A 16,535-nucleotide genomic window follows, 5' to 3' on the forward strand; every position below is an offset into this window, starting at 1 on the left:
AGCAGCTCCCCAATTTATTGAATCGAAAATATACGCGGAGCGCGACCGAACTCCTGCATGTATTGCGTCGGTGTAAGCCCGGTCATTTGCTTGAAGCGCCGGCTAAAATAATATTCATCTCCGAAGCCGACCCGCCCGGCAATATCGCGAACACGGGACGTTTGACTCAGCAGCAGCTGCTTCGCCCGCTCAATCCGCAGTGCAGTCAAATAAGCGGTTGGCGTACTGCCCGTCAACGCTTTGAACTTTTCCTCATATTGCCAACGGCTCATATTCACTTCCTGCGCTGGAGCGCCCAATAGAAATTCCCTCTTTGTACGAATGCTGCATAAAAGCAATCGTCCGCTCCACTGCCCTTCTAGCATCCAACTCGTCCTCCGCTTTGTGCTGGTGCTTCAAAACTCCAGCATGAGCTGCTGAAAACGAATATGGCGCTGGAGCGCCTCCAGCTTGCCACGGGGCGGCTTGCCACGAAGCGACAGCAGCATGTCTTCCAATAATGTAAACGGCTCAAAAACCATTTCGCCGCTGCCAACAAGCAATTCCTCATCCTGTGCATCTATCTCGAAAGAAAGCTTATATAATCGAAGCGGCTGAAAAGCCTCGCTATCGACGCTGATCGCTGTGTTGGGCGCCAGCAAAAAGCATTTGCCGTATGCAGCGAGATGGCTCACCCCGTTTATCGTAATGGTGCCCTGCCCCTGCATGACGGCTAGCAGTGTGTAGGCGGCCAGCCAGACGAAGGCCCGCCCTCTGCTCTGCTGTTCATTTTCCTGGCAGTCATAGAGCCGATACTCCAGCCCCAAAAATTTGAGGGCAGGAGGAAACGCAGAAGCTGGTCCATCATGCTGATATGCCATCTTTTACCCCCTGCCCAGTGATAACCATTATCAATAATATGCTCCCATTATAAAAGATTCCGGCAGAGACGTAAACGGCTCAAGGTGAAACGGCTGTCGCCGTCCTCTGGCGGCGCGGCGCGTTTCATTCCGAGAAATAGAGAGAAAGGATGGAAAAATCATATCCTTTCCTATATTTAAAAAAAGAAGCCTTCATACGCCAAAAAAGCGCATAAAGACTTCTAAAGAACACGGCTATACTCGTCAATGGCTCGCTGTCAGCCGCTTATTGCTTTGCTAGAAGCTCATTCGTCATTTCATCCAGCAGCCAATCGAGGGTAAGCGGATCGTTGAACGACCAGCGTTTGCCTACAACGTAGGCATGTCCATTTTTCACCGCAGGGATGTTTTTCCACACTGGACCATTCATTATTTCTTCCGTCCCCTTCACGGCATCCTCGTTGTCATCCTGCAAAATAAGGAAAATATGATCGCCAGCAAGATCTGGCAGCGCCTCCAGCGAGATTTCCTTCCACAGGTCCTTGCTGTCCTTGAACAGCTCAGCCACTTTCTCCGGGGCTTTAAATCCGAGGGCTTCATACATCGTTGGCCCAAGACGCTGCTGCCCATAAATATAAAGCTTGCCATCGATATATACAACAAATGCAGAGGCTGTACCGCCCGCTGCGACAACGGGCTTCAGCAGCTCGCGCTTTTCTTTGCTTTTGGCCTCATACTTTTTAATCCAATCCTCAGCCTGCTCCGGCTTGCCGACAATTTCGCTCAATGTGCGCAGACGGCTGAAAATGTCGCCGCTATAATCAATGACTACCGTAGGGGCGATTTTGGACAATTCCTCAAACTCTGCCGCATCTAGGAAATTTGGCACGATAATTAGATCAGGCTCCAGAGCCAGCACCTTCTCCATTCAGAATATAAGAAAGCCAAAATACGGGTTGAACTGTAACCTCGCATTGTGGCATTTTATTGAGAAGATTAACTATGAGCTAATTCGTTTAGCTCATAGAAATTGGGTTATAGGTTTTCAAAGGAATTTATCTATAATTTTAGAAGTACTATCAAATTTGAATTACACAATCCTAAAGCCCGCTGCAATTTTGTTCAAAAAACTCTCCACTCGCACGCGTTCTTGAGGAAAATCAATAAGATAACTCGTACATCACTCTAGTAAATATTACATCTGGTATTGAATAAAAATAAAATTTAGCAACATAATATTGATCACTCATATCAGGTACAACACGAGAATTCCCCATAAACAGCGTCCCCTCTTAAAATTCTAATCAGCTTTCAAACCTAAGATGTATTCTACTCTTGATTTAGTAGAATCGCTTGTTTCCCTGATGGTGTATTCACTTTTATTATTAATTAATTGTTTACAGATTCGAATGTCTTGTAACAGCTTATCAATGTCATATTTATCTATATACTCTTCAAATTTAGTGTTTTTCAGATAACTATCCAGTCTAGAATATATAAAATCAGCAATTTCTTTATATTTAAAACTCTCTATTGTAATAGAAACAAAATATAATGTTTTAGTAAACAAACTATCGTTTACTATTCTCCAATCCTCTTCCAAAGTTTTTGCTGAAACCTGCGCCACATTTAAACCTTCTTCTTCAATATATTCTTCAAAGTCTAAAACTATAGATGATTTTATTGATTCATAACTTGTCATGTTCATATCATCAGTCCTTATTTCATATTTTTAGAATAGATATTTAACTCAATATTTGGGAACTTACGTCTAAATTCCATAATTAAATTGGAACAACTTTGACATGCATCTAGTTCTGTAAACAAATCTATTCGCCCTTTAACATTTGGGTCTTTTATTTGAGAAGCAATATCCTCAAGAATCTTTGCCTCCGTGTCATTAAATCTTGGAAATTCATCATCAACATAGGTTTCCAATGACTTATCAACTTTGGAAGAACTAAAATCTCCAACATTACTACCAACGCTATCAGAGGAATGAATCTGACTGTGTGCTTGAAATTCTTTTTTAACACCAGGAATGCTTACATCTGCCACTGCGACATTCCCACTACTTAACTTTCTTAGTTTTCTATCAAGTTTATCTCTCTGTGTTTTTGAGAGATTTTTGTATTCGTCGGAATTTATTATTTTTTCTATTTCTCTGTTAATATCGCCTCTAACATTTTGAGTCTTCTCATATAAGCTATCTATTGTCCGATTAGGTAATTTATTTTCACCCGTCCCCTCAGCCTCTCGCTTCAGCCGCTCCATCTCTTTCAGATATCGTTTCTGCACGTCCGTTTTCGGGACTTCAATAGGCTTCTTGTTATTAGGAAAAGAGTCCATAAATTGTATCCCCTCAGGGGTCACAAGCTGATTGCCAAATCCTAGTCCACGGCCACTTCCTGCACCCTCCGGTTTGACCTCGGGGCTTTTCGGAACCGTCGGTTCTATTCCTCCTGGTACCTTTATTTTAACCGAGAACAATAAGCCGAGCACTCCGATTACATCCTGTACATGCTCCTTGGAATTCGGATTTTCTGGGGCAAAGGCTCCCTGCACCATCCCCGTTAGACCCAAGCTCAAATAGTCCAAATACGCAGACACCGACTCATTCTTATTCGCCGTACGATCAACGTGCTCCTTCCATAATGCCTCTGGCACACTAAGCAAGCCCATCGTCGCATTGTTAAAAAAATCATAGACCGAGTCGTTGCTCTTGTTCGCTCGATCAACGTGAGCATTATATAAATCCGTTGCCACTTCAGCTATGCTATTTCCAGTTTGCTTGATTGCAGCCCATTCCACCGCCGCTTGGTTTTTCAATACACTCCAGTTGATCTCAAGGGTTCGCATCGCATCCTGTCCAAACTTCTCCAGCATGCCCGGCTTTTCCTCTACGACGACTTCCTTTGGCGGTGGATCATATTTACTTAATGCCTGCATGCTCTGCAAAATCGTCAGCACGTTCAGCAGACCGCTTTTCACTTGCCCCTGCTGTATATCCGAGACTAATCCGCCCGCTGCAGTTCGAATCGTTTGCTGCAGCGCATGAATTTCCTTAAGCTGCACCCTCGCCAGTTCTCCCATTGGACCCTGCGTTTGCGCCATCATCACCATAAACAAATAGCGAGCGTTGTTCGGCAACGGCACCCGTGTCGTGAGGTCCCCTTCTAGTGCAAAGGAGGGATCATAGTCACACGCCAGCAGCGGCACCTGCTTGAAATAGCTCGTCATATTCACGTTGGGGGCAAAATAGCTTTCCGCTACCCCAAGCGCCTTCAGCTTCTCTCGGCTAATCTCCGCCTGTTTATGCATCTCCGCCATTAGCAGATGATTGCCAAACTGCTTGTACACCGCATACGCCGTCTGCGCCTTTGCAATCAGATCCCGTTCGGCGAATATCGCCTCCAGCTTCATTTCCGCATCCAGCTTCTCTGCCGCCGTCGCTCCTTGCAGGCCCGCGACACGCCGCAGCTCCTTCACCAACGGATCGCTCGACCAGCGGTCCCGGCTGGCCTGCGGCAATATACGGTCGATCAGATTCGTCACCATCGGGCGGAAGGTGACGGGGACAGGCGTGTAGCTGCCGCCACCTGTCGTCCCTACCCGCTTCAACAGGTCAAAACGCTCCAATCCGCTGAGCCCCTTCGCCAGCTGCTTCGCTTCTTGCGCTGCTTCCGCCTGCACACGCTCGATGCCCTTCAGCGCTTTGCTGATCACTTCCGTCATCTGCTCTGCTTCCTGTGTCAAACTCGTCAGCTGTCTCTGAATTTGCTCCAGATTCCCCAGCACCGGCAAGGGCCGATCCCAGCTCGCTATTTTCCCGCTCACCCGTCGCCGCAGTTCATCGGTGTCTGCCCCAATTTGTATCATTCGGCGCTGTAAATTTCGCACTTCATCTGGTTTAAATACAACCTGCTTGCCTGCCATTTCACACCTCCTCGCTTACCCGTTCTATCTCCCCGTGCCTTGGAAGTCATTGCGCACCGAGAAGCTTGATTCAAACATCGCGATATCCCCGTATTGAAAACGATACGTCTGACCGCTATAACTCACACTGCTGAGCGGCTGTCCTTCAATTTCCCACATATTTGCTTGCGGCGCGTCATACCGAATTTCCGGATTTGCCTTGCGCTCTTGCTGGTAGGCGCTTAGATCAAAATGAACCATCAGGTAGCCGTTTTTCAAAAACGCTGCCTCACTGCCATTGAGTACTCCGCCGTTTTGCCTTGCCACCTCTAAAATATTCGTGCCCTTCGGCAGCACATACGGCGCGATCGGCAAGCTGTACTCCCCGTACCACCGCTGCACACTCCGCAGCGCTTGCACCGCATTCACACTTGCCGGCACCTGCGAGCCGCTTGGGCCCACTAGCGTGCGGGACGCATACGACAGCTCTTCCAAGCTGTAGCCTGCACTAATAACCGTTTTCCGCGTAATGTAGTGCTTCCAGAACTTCTCCCAGGAAGCGCCAAACCGATTAGCTGGCGATAACAGATAATCATATTCATAGCTCGCCGTTTGGCTCAGCGAGGTCGTCGTCACCCCGCGCAGCAAATCCGCCAGCTGATACGTTCGGCTGTACAGCTCCTGATCCCGCGCCGAGCCGACCTTAATCAGCTTGTTCCGTGGTCCGGATACGTCGTAGTACAAGTCCACCTCCTGCGCGCTTCCTCCCTGCTTGCTCACAAACCAGAAGCTTGGCTGGATTTGGATGCCTGCGTCCTTGCCGCTGTAGCTGCCGATCGTCTCAAAGTAGAACGAGATCGGGTACCCATTATGCGGCACCGTGGCCGCTTCCCGCGGATGCGAGCCTGGCCGAATCGGCAATAGCCGTGAAGGCTGGCTCGCTAGCGCCGTCTCTTCTCGGTCCTTCGTCCGTCCACCGGATTCATAGACGTAGCCCGAATGCTGCTTCGACCCTTTCGCTATGCGAAAGACGGTTTCATAGCGAAGATCCCCTATGTCCGTGATGGTGAAATCCGAAATCCGGCCTTGCACCGTAAAGAGCAGCGTCCGGCTCGCTCCATAGTTCGCGAGATCCCCATTAAAGTCCGTCTGATACGCCGATGAGCCATCCGGCGTATTAATCGCCCATGCCTGCGTCACCGCATCGTAGTTCCCTTCTGGTACCCACACCGGAATCCGGTACGTTTGCTTCGCTGCTCCGACGGGATAATCAATCCACGTTTGGGCGGGATAGAAGGTGCTGCCGCGGTACACATCAAACGGGAATACAATCCGTTTGTTTCGCGTATATCTCGCATAGTCCCGGTTACCGTATCCGAGTTGGTTCAAATGCGGCGCCGTCTCGTCAAAGTCGACGGAAAACTCCCGCCCCAGTACAAGCACCGTTCGCGCCATATTCGGAATAACGCTCTGGTCAAAGCCGCGGTTTTCATCCGGTGCTTCAGAATCATTGACCACTGGGGTATGGACAGTCACTGTATTGAGCCCTTCAATCGGGAACGTTTGAACATCCCCTTCGCCATTGATGCTCAGCAGGCTCTCGTACGACAGGATGCCATCACTCGGCTCATCCCGGCTGTTCGCCCGGGTCCCAGGAATGACCAAGCCGCTCTCGTAGAGCACATCTTCCCCTATCTCCTCGGCTTCTAAGATGTCGATCGGCTCTGGCGTTTCATCGTCCTGCTGCACGTCGTCCATGATGACGGAGCCGTCAAAATCCAGACGATCATTCCATACCTTGATGCGCCCAACCTGTCCTTCTGCTTCTTCGGTCCAGTCCTCCGACGGCACGCTCGGACGCTCGCTACCGCCATCAAGTGTTTCACCCGCCAACACTTTCGCACTGTATGGCGGCTTCTCCATATGCTCGGCCGTCACGCCTCCTTGCACATCCGGCGCAGTATAGCCATTTGGCAGCAGCGTAATCGCCCCATAGGGCAGTGCATATTGGTTCAGCGTCGCTTGTTTCAGTCCCCATGCATCGAACGTCGTGATTTCCCAGTAGGAAAACGGACGTTCCACGTCATATATCGTCGTCACCGTTTCGGTTTCCTGATGACGGACCATTCTCGTTCTCGGGTTGCCATCCGAATCGGTCCCATCTGATTCCTCGGTCTGCCATTTCAACGTATACGTTTTAGACACCGGAATTTTAAACGTACAATTTCCTTCCTCTTGATCAAATGTATAGTCAAAGAGATACGCTTTGCCGAATACATTGGCATACAGCGCGTCACTGCTTGGAATCCCCTTGCTCACATCGAACTGCTCTGCCCCTCGCGCATCAGCCCGAATCTCGCCTCGGGCATCCGGCGTTATGGAGGTTTGGCTACGGCTTAGGCCTGGCTGCGGAACGCACATGTCCGAAGGCTCGCAGCTTGCTCCTGTACACGTGGTAGCTCCCACAGTCAGCGTGATTCTCGCCGTGATGTTATACCCATCTGCCCCGTCATCTTTCCAGTTCGCCGTGATAACAGCCGAGCCTCGGCTATGTGCGGTCACTAGACCTGTTCGCTCATCAACGGAAATGACAGCCGAGCGATCACTTTTCCAAATTACATTTGTAGCTGTATTTTGCCAATCTCTCGCCTCAAACCCCTCCGTTTTTATTTGGGCAGTTAACTGAGAAGTTGCTCCCACTGCGCTGGGAGAAGCTCCCTGTATTCGTATTTCCTTAATTTGCTCATCTTCTCCTCGCCACGTAAGCCGTGTCTCAAACCAATACTCAACGATAAACTTGTCTTGTCCGCCAGGTCTTTTATTTCCAGTTGCATACCAATCCGTTTTATTCGGACCACCCGTGGTAACCTTATACACCAGAAATTTATTATTTGTTCTGCCAGGGTTTAACCACACCCCTTGTGCTCCATTCCATACTGACTCATTAATAAAAGCATGTTCCGACGGAGTCGATGACAAACCATATTTATCCTGAGTTAGAGTATGCTCTTGACCTTTAGCATCCTTAAATGTTCCTGGTGCATACAAAGCCATACGTGTAACCCCAATAAATGTGGTCGGTACAGGATACGGGGCCGTATCTCGAGTAGCGGGATTTGTATTTCCATTGTCCGCTTCAGCCCTTCCGGGATACCCTTCTCCAATAGAATCTGCAGAATCCGCCCAAAAATTCCCATTGTCTATTTGGTACCACATGATTTTAGGGGTAGCAATTGATTGAGCTATAACTGGATAATATTTATGCTGTTTACTTCCTGTATAATTTGCAGAAAGTGGATTAAATCTAATATCGTAGGCTAGGGGAGCTACCGCCTCAGCAGCCCTTACGGATTTGTCATTTCCACTCGATAGTAGAAAGGCCATTAATGTTCCTAGCACCATTAGCAAAAGAAAAACTCTCTTTGTATTCATTTTCTCTCTATCCTACCAGTACATATACACAGTGGCCTCCGTGCCATCTGCTGCTGTTAGAAAAGTAGGCGTTCTAAAGGCACTTATTCCGGTCCAAAACGTTTTGGGCTTGCCTAAGCTTACAAAATCCGAAAATGCTTCATATTTAGCTCCCTTTCCAGAGTGTGTAGGCAAGGTTTCATAACCATATTTTTCAGACAGGTCACCTGGAAGCGGGCCTCCTGTTAGAGTTGGATAGCCATTAATATAACGAGATTTGTTGTCCATTTCTCTGCTTGCTGTTACGGTTTGCTCGGTATATGCTGACCAGCCCTCAAATATGTCATCATAAAACATTTCTCCATAAATTCCTCGTTCTTCGCTGCCGATTTTTTCAGATAAATTTACAACAATGACTCGATCTAACGTGAAGCTCCCAAAGCCATAGGCCAGATTAAATGTCTTTCCCATCACACTATGAATATTTCTAGGTTTCCCATCTACACCTTTTATGTCCCTTGCCTTGCCAAAACTCATTACATTTGTTCCATATAAGCCCACTTCTCGCAATTCATTTAATCCTGTATAATTCTCCGCTTTGCTTCCTTCAATTTTCAAATAACGGTAGATCATGACAGCCACTTCTGCACGCGTAGTCGTATCCTTTAGTCCGAAGCTATTATCCGGTTTACCCTTCATCAGCCCTGTTCCTCTAGCTATTGCTATGTATGGCGTTTGAGTTTTGCTAATTCCTGTATTGTATGTTTCTGTAAATGGCAGCAGTGTCCCCTCAACTTCTTTTATAGAAGTTGCAAAGCTGGGCTCACTTCGCACAAGACCTTGTGAAAACCACTTCGCCATATCGTATCTAGTCATCGCCTGATTGGGGTTAAATTTTGCTCCTGGTGCATCTCCTGATTTAATGAAGCCCGTTCCAACTGCTCCATTAATCGCGCTGGCCGCCCAATAGCTTCCCGGCACATCCGTAAAGCTTGCTTTGCTTCCGTCATTTTTATTTTTGGTTATTCGAACCAGCACACTTGCGAGTTCTGCTCGTGTAATCAAACCATTCGGCTTAAATGTATCATTCGAATAGCCCTTTAAATATCCATCCGATACTGCTTTCTTAATGGTTGATTCTGCCCAGTGGCCTTTTATATCTGTGAAAACGGGAGCAGCACTTGTACTTGCATAAGCTTCTCTCACACTTGACAGATCTTCCCTTGCTGTCACCGCTTCCTTCCCCATTACGACACTGCTAGTCATTAAAAAATTAGCAGATACAACAAATGCTACTATGGCTTTAGTACTTCTTCTCATTGTTCAACTCTCCTCATCGCTTGAAAGGATAAAAAGCTCTGTTTAAAAATGGATTACCGTGTATTAATTCCTATCCACTCATAATTGCATCTAACGAACCAATTTGCAATACATTTTATATGAAAATAGTAATGGTTTTTAAATATATATCTACATTTCACCCCGTAATCATCCTAAAACATGACTTTTGTAGTACGTAAATGACGAATCAAATACAATTGATTATTTGGAGATATCTTCAATATAAGAGCACACAAGCAGTCTCTTTGCTAAAAAGCATACAAAAAAAGCTGTCGAGATTTCCTCGACAGCTTAAACAACGGTTTATGAAGTTTTTTTATTCAATTCCCCATTCTCCGGCTTCTCCACATCCAGCACATCCATAAGGAACATGAAGATAGGGATACCGATAATGAGTCCCCATATACCCATATAATGCTGGGAGAAGATGAGGATGATAAAGGTGTAAAACATCGGAAGCTTTGTTTTATGTGCATACAGCCTTGGATTCAAGAAATACGTCTCCACTGCGTGAATGAACAAAATAATGCCGATCGCCCACAATACCATCGGCAGCCCGCCAATCTGGTAGCCGATAATACCAATCGGGATGAACGAAATGATCACGCCTGCTACCGGAATCAGACTGAGCAGGAATACCATAATCGTCAGAGCGATTAAATACGGGAAACCGAGTATCCAGAGGCCAATCATCGTCAGCGCTGTATTAAACAGGGCGATTAGCAGTTGAACCTCTATCACCTTCCCGAAGGAAGAAGCAAATTTGCTGCCGAAATAATGAAACTCCCGATAGGCCCAGGAAATTTTGCTATAACGGAATTTCTCGGTAAATTGATCGACCTTGTTTTTTTGCAAAAGGTAGAAAAAGCTGAGCAGAATAACGAACAAAATAATTTCCAGCCATTTTCCCAGCTTCATAATATAATCAACAGCACTGCCCAAATACTTCTGGTAGTCCACCTTCTCCAAGGCATCGACCAGTACTCCAACAACCTGGTTGTCTTGAGAGGTATCTAAAAACCTCGTAATATTATTAATCATATCCACAACTTGATTGATCATCTTAGGCAAATAATTTGATATCCCGAAAACTAATCCGGTCACCAGCAATATGTACAACACAACCGTCACCAAGACGGGCGATATAGGAAACAGCTTGCTAAGCTTTTTCGTTACAAACCCTTCAAGCCGTCCCATAACGAACGTTACAAGAAAGAGCAGCAGCAGTAAATTAAGCATATTGTGTAGGCTGTAGAATAACAGCACAACCAACATAATAAACAATATTCTTCTAACAACTGAATGGGCAAAAAATGTGCGCATCGCTTCCATAGACTTCCCTCATTTTTATCTAGTCTCGTCTCTTGAACCCTTTCACCTTATACGGCGCAAGCCTGTACATGTTTCACTTTTTTTGTAGAAGGCTACGGACTTAAAGCAACGTGTTCATCACTAATAGTACCTGATACCTAAGCGAGACACAAGCAATCGCCGCGCTTTTATCCTTCATATAAAATTCAAACAAAATCATAAATTTACGGCATCGCAACCAGCCCGGCCAAACCTTTAAGATAAAGGAGGATGGAACATCAGCTGATTTAAGCAATCCGCCCTTTGGAGGGGATCTATGACTACGATGAAGCTTAAAGATAAAGTCGTCTTTATTACCGATGCGGACAGCGGATCTGGAAGAGCGCTTTTTCGCCTTTTTGCCGAGCAGGGCGCGCATTTTATTTTAAATAGCATGTCTGATGGTGCCCATATTAACGAGGAGCTTAAGCGGGCCAGTACCTTGGGGCTTAATGTCTTCGTGAGCACTGCAGATCTTTGCAGCAGCAGTGGCCTGCATGCGGTGCTAGAGCAAGCAACGCTCAAACTTGGCCGAGTAGATGTGCTTATTCATAATAATGATCTCATGAAACCAACCTCTATTGAATATGGCGAGGAGGATTTGTTTCTGGATCTACTGAATACGAATGCTAAATCCGCTTTTATATGTACGAAGGTAATCGGCCGGCAAATGGCTGAGGCTGGGTCAGGTTCGATTATCTACGTCTCCTCAATTCATGCGCAGAAGCCGACCGGCTCCTCCTTCGCCTACAGCGCGTCCAAAGGCGCGGTCAGCATGCTGGCGAAAGAAGCGGCTCTCGTACTTGGACGCAGCGGCGTAACCGTCAATACGATTGAGCTTGGCCCCATCGAAGGCGATGATGAACGGTTCGCGAGTGAGCTATCCACGCTATACGAGGATTACGCGTACAAAGTGCCAAATGCAGTACTCGGCAGCTATGATGATTTGGCTCAGCTTTCGCTGTTCTTAGCCTCTGGCGAGGCGCAATACGTGAATGGCGCTGACATTCGGCTGGATGGCGGATTTTTGCAGCATTATATGGATTTCAAAATGAAGCGTCCCCCACTACTGGACAGTCAAGGAGGATGAGCATGGACCTGACAGGCAAGGTGGCCCTCGTAACGGGTGCCGGAACAGGTATCGGCCAAGGTGTTGCCGTCCAGCTCGCACAATGTGGCGCGAAAGTCATCATTCATTATAATCGCAGCGATGCCGGAGCAAAAGAAACACTAGCGCAAATTCAGGCAGCCGGTGGAGAGGCCGTTATAGTGCAAGCCGATGTTGCCAGCAAAGCAGAAATCGAACGGTTGATGGAGCAAGCCGCACATGCCTTTCCTGCATCGGAGTCTGGAGGCACAATCGATATTTTAGTCAACAATGCCGCTTTGCAGCTTAATTATGGGCTATTTGACCATGACGAGACGTCCTTTGACCGCATGATGAACATTAATTTGAAGGCTTATTGGCAGTGTATGCAAGCAGCTATTCCTTATATGAAAAATAACGCTGCTGGAGGCCGCATTATTCTCATCTCCTCGGTTCATAGCAAGCGTCCAACTGATTTCGACGCCGTTTATTCCATGACCAAGGGCGGCATCCGCATGCTGGGGCGGGAAGCGGCGATCGAGCTAGCTAAGTATGGCATTACCGTTAATACAATAGAGCCTGGGCAAATCAACGTTGGCGTGCAGTCTGCAAGAGAATCTCGGCCCATTGGACCTGCTGCCTCAGACACTAACGGAGCAAAGCCCATACGCCCAAAGCGGGATATCCGCAAAAAGTTTCCGCTCGGACGCGTCGGCAAGCCGCTTGATGTCGCTCGGCTCGTCTGCTTTATCGCATCTGATGAAAGCGAGTTTATGACCGGCTCCGCCATCCGATTGGATGGCGGCAGCATGCTGCTGTAGCTGATGGGTGATCCTTACGATAACGATAATAGAGGAGTGACGGTTGTGATTAATAAAGAAACGTATGAGGAAACGCTAGCCCATGTGCGAACAAGCTCCAATCCGACACAGCTTCGCATTACCGATATCCGGTTTACTGACATTGTAGGCGGACCTTTCCACAGCAGCCTCATTAAAGTGTATACAAATCAGGGATTGGTCGGGTTTGGCGAAGTTCGTGACGGAGCCGATAAGGTGTATGCACAAATGCTGAAGGCACGGCTGCTGGGTGAAAACCCTTGCCATGTCGATAAGCTGTTCCGCCGCATCAAGCAGTTTGGCGGCCACGCCCGTCAAGGCGGCGGGGTAAGCGGCCTTGAAATTGCCCTATGGGATTTGGCTGGAAAAGCGTATGGCGTTCCCGTCTATCAAATGTTAGGCGGACGCTTTCGCGACCGCATACGCATGTACTGCGACACGGAAGTCGTAGGCAAAGACACCGGTAAAGCAATGGGCGAAGCCTTGAAGAAGCGTATGGACGAAGGCTTTACTTTTCTAAAAATGGATCTCGGTATTGGCCAAATCATCCATGAACCGGGCACCTTAAGCGCGCCGCTCGGCTTTCTCGAGGAAATGCGGGAAAAATCGCGCAACCGCTACAATCAAAATTTTGACGGCATGTCAGATGAACAGCTTCGCGAAATAACGAACCGCCATTATGATATTTATAATATTGCTCACCCGTTTACCGCCATTCAGGTGACTGAAAAAGGGCTCGATCTGCTTGAGCAATATGTAGCGGATGTCCGTTCCGTCATCGGCTATCAAGTGCCGCTCGCTATTGACCACTTTGGACATATCGGGCTGGAAAGCTGTATCAAGCTTGGCCGCCGCGTCGAGAAGTTCAACCTCGCTTGGATGGAGGATATGCTGCCGTGGCAGTATACCGAGCAATACGCTAAGCTTGCACGGGCAGTGGCCACGCCGATTTGTACAGGCGAGGACATCTATTTGAAGGAAAACTTCAAGCCTTTGCTAGAAGCGGGCGGCGTATCCGTCATTCATCCGGATGTGCTGACGACCGGGGGGATATTGGAGACGAAAAAAATCGGTGATATGGCTCAGGATTACGGGGCGGCGATGGCCATCCATATGGCGGAGAGCCCGATTGCCTGCTTGGCGGCCGCGCATGTTGCAGCCGCAACGGAAAATTTCCTCGCCCTCGAATACCATTCCTGCGAGGTGCCTTGGTGGGATGATATTATAATTAGCAGCAAGCTGCCAAACAAGCTGGTGCAGGATGGCTTCATTACGATCAGTGATGCGCCTGGACTTGGCATTGATGATTTGAATGACGAGGTGCTTGCCGAGCACCTGCATCCCGATATTCCCGGCATCTGGGAGTCTACCGACTCGTGGAACAAGCTGCTGTCGAATGACCGTTTGTGGAGTTAGTCAAACGGCAGAATACGAAGGAACCATCATTTTAGTAAAGATAAGTGTGTATAGCAAACAAGCTGCTTCACATGTCCTAAAGGGATTTGTGAAGCAGCTTGTTTGCTCTTGCAGTTCCCTTTTTGAGGATAGCTTGTTGATGAGCTCCCCGCCGTTCATGACGAGGAACAAATTTGATAATCATTCCTTTATGGCCGCTGAACTTGTTATAATGGACAGGAAGTGTTAACTGCAAGATAAAAACAGGAGTGCACCTATTGGAGGTAGAGAAATGACTGCAAACCAAGCAGGCTATGAAGTAACCAGCTATATCGATACGTATCAGATCTTTGAGCTAAAGGAACACGCAACAAATTCCCGCGTCCTCATCTGCCCTGAACGCGGCGGCATCGTAATTAGCTGCCAGCTGCAAGGCCAAGAGCTGCTGTACCTCGATCGCGATACCTTTATTGATCCGGCTGCCAACATTCGCGGCGGCATTCCGGTTTTGTTTCCCATTTGCGGGCAAGTGCGAAACGGTGCCTACGAATGGGATGGCGTAAGATATAATATGCGCAATCATGGCGTAGCCCGCCAAGCTTCCTGGAACGTTGAAGGGCAGTCTGCTGAAAATGGAGCCTCGCTTACGCTTTCTTTGGAAAGCAGCGCACAGACACAGGCTGCGTATCCGTTCAGCTTTAAGCTGACATTCACCTATCGCTTGAAGGACGGCAAACTGGACATTGAGCAAGTATACAGCAACTTGTCCGAGACTAGCATGCCTGTACATGCCGGCTTCCATCCTTATTTTGCAATTGCCGAAAAGAATCTGAATTATCGCTCTGACGCGCAGCAAGCGCTGGATTACAACGACAATCAGGTGAAGCCGTTTGCAGGCCCGCTGGATTTGAACGGTCTCGTTGAATCCGTGGCTTTGCTGGATGCGACTACACCGGAAATTTCATTTCCTTTCGGTGATCAGCATATTAAATTAAGCTACAGCGAAGTGTTCGGTACAACCGTCATTTGGTCGGTAGAAGGCAAGCCTTTTGTATGCGTGGAGCCTTGGACTGCTCCGAATGAGGCGCTGAACGACAAAAAAGGGCTTGTAATGGTCGAGCCAGGCCAAGCTTTGGAAGCCAGCATCACGATAGCCTTGGAGGCTTAATTTAACTGCAACTAGGTGAAACGGCTGTCGCCGTCCTTTGGCGGCGCAGCGCGTTTCATTCCGATCCTATATTTTAAAAAAGGTACTGCTCTTGGCCAGCATGTCAACATGCCAGCCGTGGACAGTACCTTTATTTTACCCGCAGCTTATTCTACAGCTATTTTTTGTGCTTCTGCCGTGTTTGTGCTGGTTTGCGCGCCTTCCACTTGCCGTCTGGACGCTGCCTCCATCAATCCTTTAATGTAGCCTACCCCGAACAATCGTCCCAGCAGCTCATAGCCGGGGTTATCATTCGTCTCGCCTTCCATCGTCGGCACATGGTCGGGCCTTGCCGGTCCAGCAAAGCCAACATCATAGTAGGTGTACATCGCCTCCAGCATGTCGGTAATGCCATCATCGTGGAACGTTTCCTCAAACTTTTCCGCTGTGCCGCGCACATCTCTAAAATGAACAAAAAACATTTTGTCCTGTCCGCCAAAATGGCGAATGACGCTTGGGATATGCTCCCCCGCCGTCGCCAGCGTACCTTGGCATAGCGTAATGCCATTATAAGCGCTTGGCACAAGATCAATGGCTCGCTGCAAGGCATCGGCACTGCGCAAAATACGCGACACTCCGCGAATAGGGGTAATCGGTGGATCATCGGGATGCAGCGCCAGCTTGACCTTCGCTTCCTCCGCCACAGGCACAATCTGCTCCATAAAATAATGCAGATTTTCCCACAGCTGCTGCTCGGAAACGATGCCCGCTTCGGTATGCGGCGCATCCTGCATCAAGCTGTGATCATAGCTGGAGACGAGCGCCCCGCCCCGCGTACGAGTCGTCGTTGAGGTGCGGAACCAATTGAACTGCGCCATAAAATTGTAGCATAGCACAGGGATACCCGCCCTCCCCATATGAACTATAAATTGCTGAAATGTTTCAATTTCCGCATCGCGCCCTGCTGTGCCAAGCTTAATTTCATTGCTTGGCGGCATCGATTCAATAACAGCCAGGTTGATGCCGCTGTCGGCAAACCGCTGCTTCATGCGGATCAGCGGCATTAGATCCCATGGCTTTTCATTTTTTTCATCCCATGCCAGACCGCTTACCGCGTAATTGACATCCATTTGCTTCGCAAGCTGCCACAGGCGGTCAGGCCGCGGCGAGAAAAATTCTGCTAGCTGCATTAAAAATTCCTCCTATTTCGT

13 protein-coding genes are annotated in these 16,535 nt (G+C 48.1%); 4 read left to right on the forward strand and 9 right to left on the reverse strand.

Annotated features, from left to right (window positions below):
- Positions 1-14: 14 nt before the first annotated feature.
- The 8 genes from ACSR9A_RS14870 to ACSR9A_RS14905 all read right to left on the reverse strand — a co-directional run bounded on the left by ACSR9A_RS14870 (position 15) and on the right by ACSR9A_RS14905 (position 10,838).
- A complete protein-coding gene (locus ACSR9A_RS14870) occupies positions 15-365 on the reverse strand; it encodes a helix-turn-helix domain-containing protein (protein WP_473757910.1) in 351 nt (116 codons plus the stop codon).
- A gap of 30 nt (positions 366-395) precedes the next feature.
- Positions 396-860 carry an AraC family ligand binding domain-containing protein gene (locus ACSR9A_RS14875; RefSeq protein ID WP_473757912.1) on the reverse strand — a complete coding sequence of 155 codons (465 nt, stop codon included), beginning with the start codon at positions 858-860 and terminating at the stop codon, positions 396-398.
- Between the two features lie 265 nt (positions 861-1,125).
- Positions 1,126-1,758, reverse strand: a complete 633-nt coding sequence (locus tag ACSR9A_RS14880) for an ABC transporter substrate-binding protein (protein WP_473757913.1) — start codon at positions 1,756-1,758, stop codon at positions 1,126-1,128.
- Between the two features lie 381 nt (positions 1,759-2,139).
- Positions 2,140-2,547: a hypothetical protein gene (locus tag ACSR9A_RS14885; RefSeq protein WP_473757915.1), complete on the reverse strand. Its 408-nt coding sequence runs from the start codon at positions 2,545-2,547 to the stop codon at positions 2,140-2,142.
- Positions 2,548-2,558: 11 nt separating this feature from the next.
- A complete protein-coding gene (locus ACSR9A_RS14890) occupies positions 2,559-4,775 on the reverse strand; it encodes a deaminase domain-containing protein (protein WP_473757917.1) in 2,217 nt (738 codons plus the stop codon).
- Positions 4,776-4,799: 24 nt separating this feature from the next.
- Positions 4,800-8,186, reverse strand: a complete 3,387-nt coding sequence (locus ACSR9A_RS14895) for a DUF5704 domain-containing protein (RefSeq protein WP_473757919.1) — start codon at positions 8,184-8,186, stop codon at positions 4,800-4,802.
- A 12-nt stretch (positions 8,187-8,198) separates the two neighbouring features.
- Positions 8,199-9,485: an S-layer homology domain-containing protein gene (locus tag ACSR9A_RS14900; RefSeq protein ID WP_473757921.1), complete on the reverse strand. Its 1,287-nt coding sequence runs from the start codon at positions 9,483-9,485 to the stop codon at positions 8,199-8,201.
- A gap of 324 nt (positions 9,486-9,809) precedes the next feature.
- Complete coding sequence (locus ACSR9A_RS14905) at positions 9,810-10,838, reverse strand: AI-2E family transporter (protein ID WP_473757923.1); 1,029 nt, start codon at positions 10,836-10,838, stop codon at positions 9,810-9,812.
- A gap of 295 nt (positions 10,839-11,133) precedes the next feature.
- Here ACSR9A_RS14905 and ACSR9A_RS14910 point away from each other — a divergent pair, with 295 nt between their 5' ends.
- The 4 genes from ACSR9A_RS14910 (at position 11,134) to ACSR9A_RS14925 (ending at position 15,345) form a co-directional block, all read left to right on the forward strand.
- The gene (locus ACSR9A_RS14910; protein ID WP_473757925.1) at positions 11,134-11,946 is read left to right on the forward strand and encodes an SDR family NAD(P)-dependent oxidoreductase; all 813 of its coding nucleotides are present in this window, start codon (positions 11,134-11,136) and stop codon (positions 11,944-11,946) included.
- A gap of 2 nt (positions 11,947-11,948) precedes the next feature.
- Positions 11,949-12,764 carry an SDR family NAD(P)-dependent oxidoreductase gene (locus ACSR9A_RS14915; protein ID WP_473757926.1) on the forward strand — a complete coding sequence of 272 codons (816 nt, stop codon included), beginning with the start codon at positions 11,949-11,951 and terminating at the stop codon, positions 12,762-12,764.
- 45 nt (positions 12,765-12,809) lie between these two features.
- A complete protein-coding gene (locus tag ACSR9A_RS14920) occupies positions 12,810-14,198 on the forward strand; it encodes a mandelate racemase/muconate lactonizing enzyme family protein (RefSeq protein ID WP_046230069.1) in 1,389 nt (462 codons plus the stop codon).
- A gap of 271 nt (positions 14,199-14,469) precedes the next feature.
- Positions 14,470-15,345, forward strand: a complete 876-nt coding sequence (locus tag ACSR9A_RS14925) for an aldose epimerase family protein (protein ID WP_473757927.1) — start codon at positions 14,470-14,472, stop codon at positions 15,343-15,345.
- A gap of 146 nt (positions 15,346-15,491) precedes the next feature.
- Here the strand turns inward: ACSR9A_RS14925 and ACSR9A_RS14930 are convergent, their stop codons facing one another.
- The gene (locus ACSR9A_RS14930; protein ID WP_473757929.1) at positions 15,492-16,514 is read right to left on the reverse strand and encodes a mannonate dehydratase; all 1,023 of its coding nucleotides are present in this window, start codon (positions 16,512-16,514) and stop codon (positions 15,492-15,494) included.
- Between the last annotated feature and the right edge of the window lie 21 nt (positions 16,515-16,535).

It is taken from the genome of Paenibacillus sp. R-74696 (assembly GCF_055814915.1).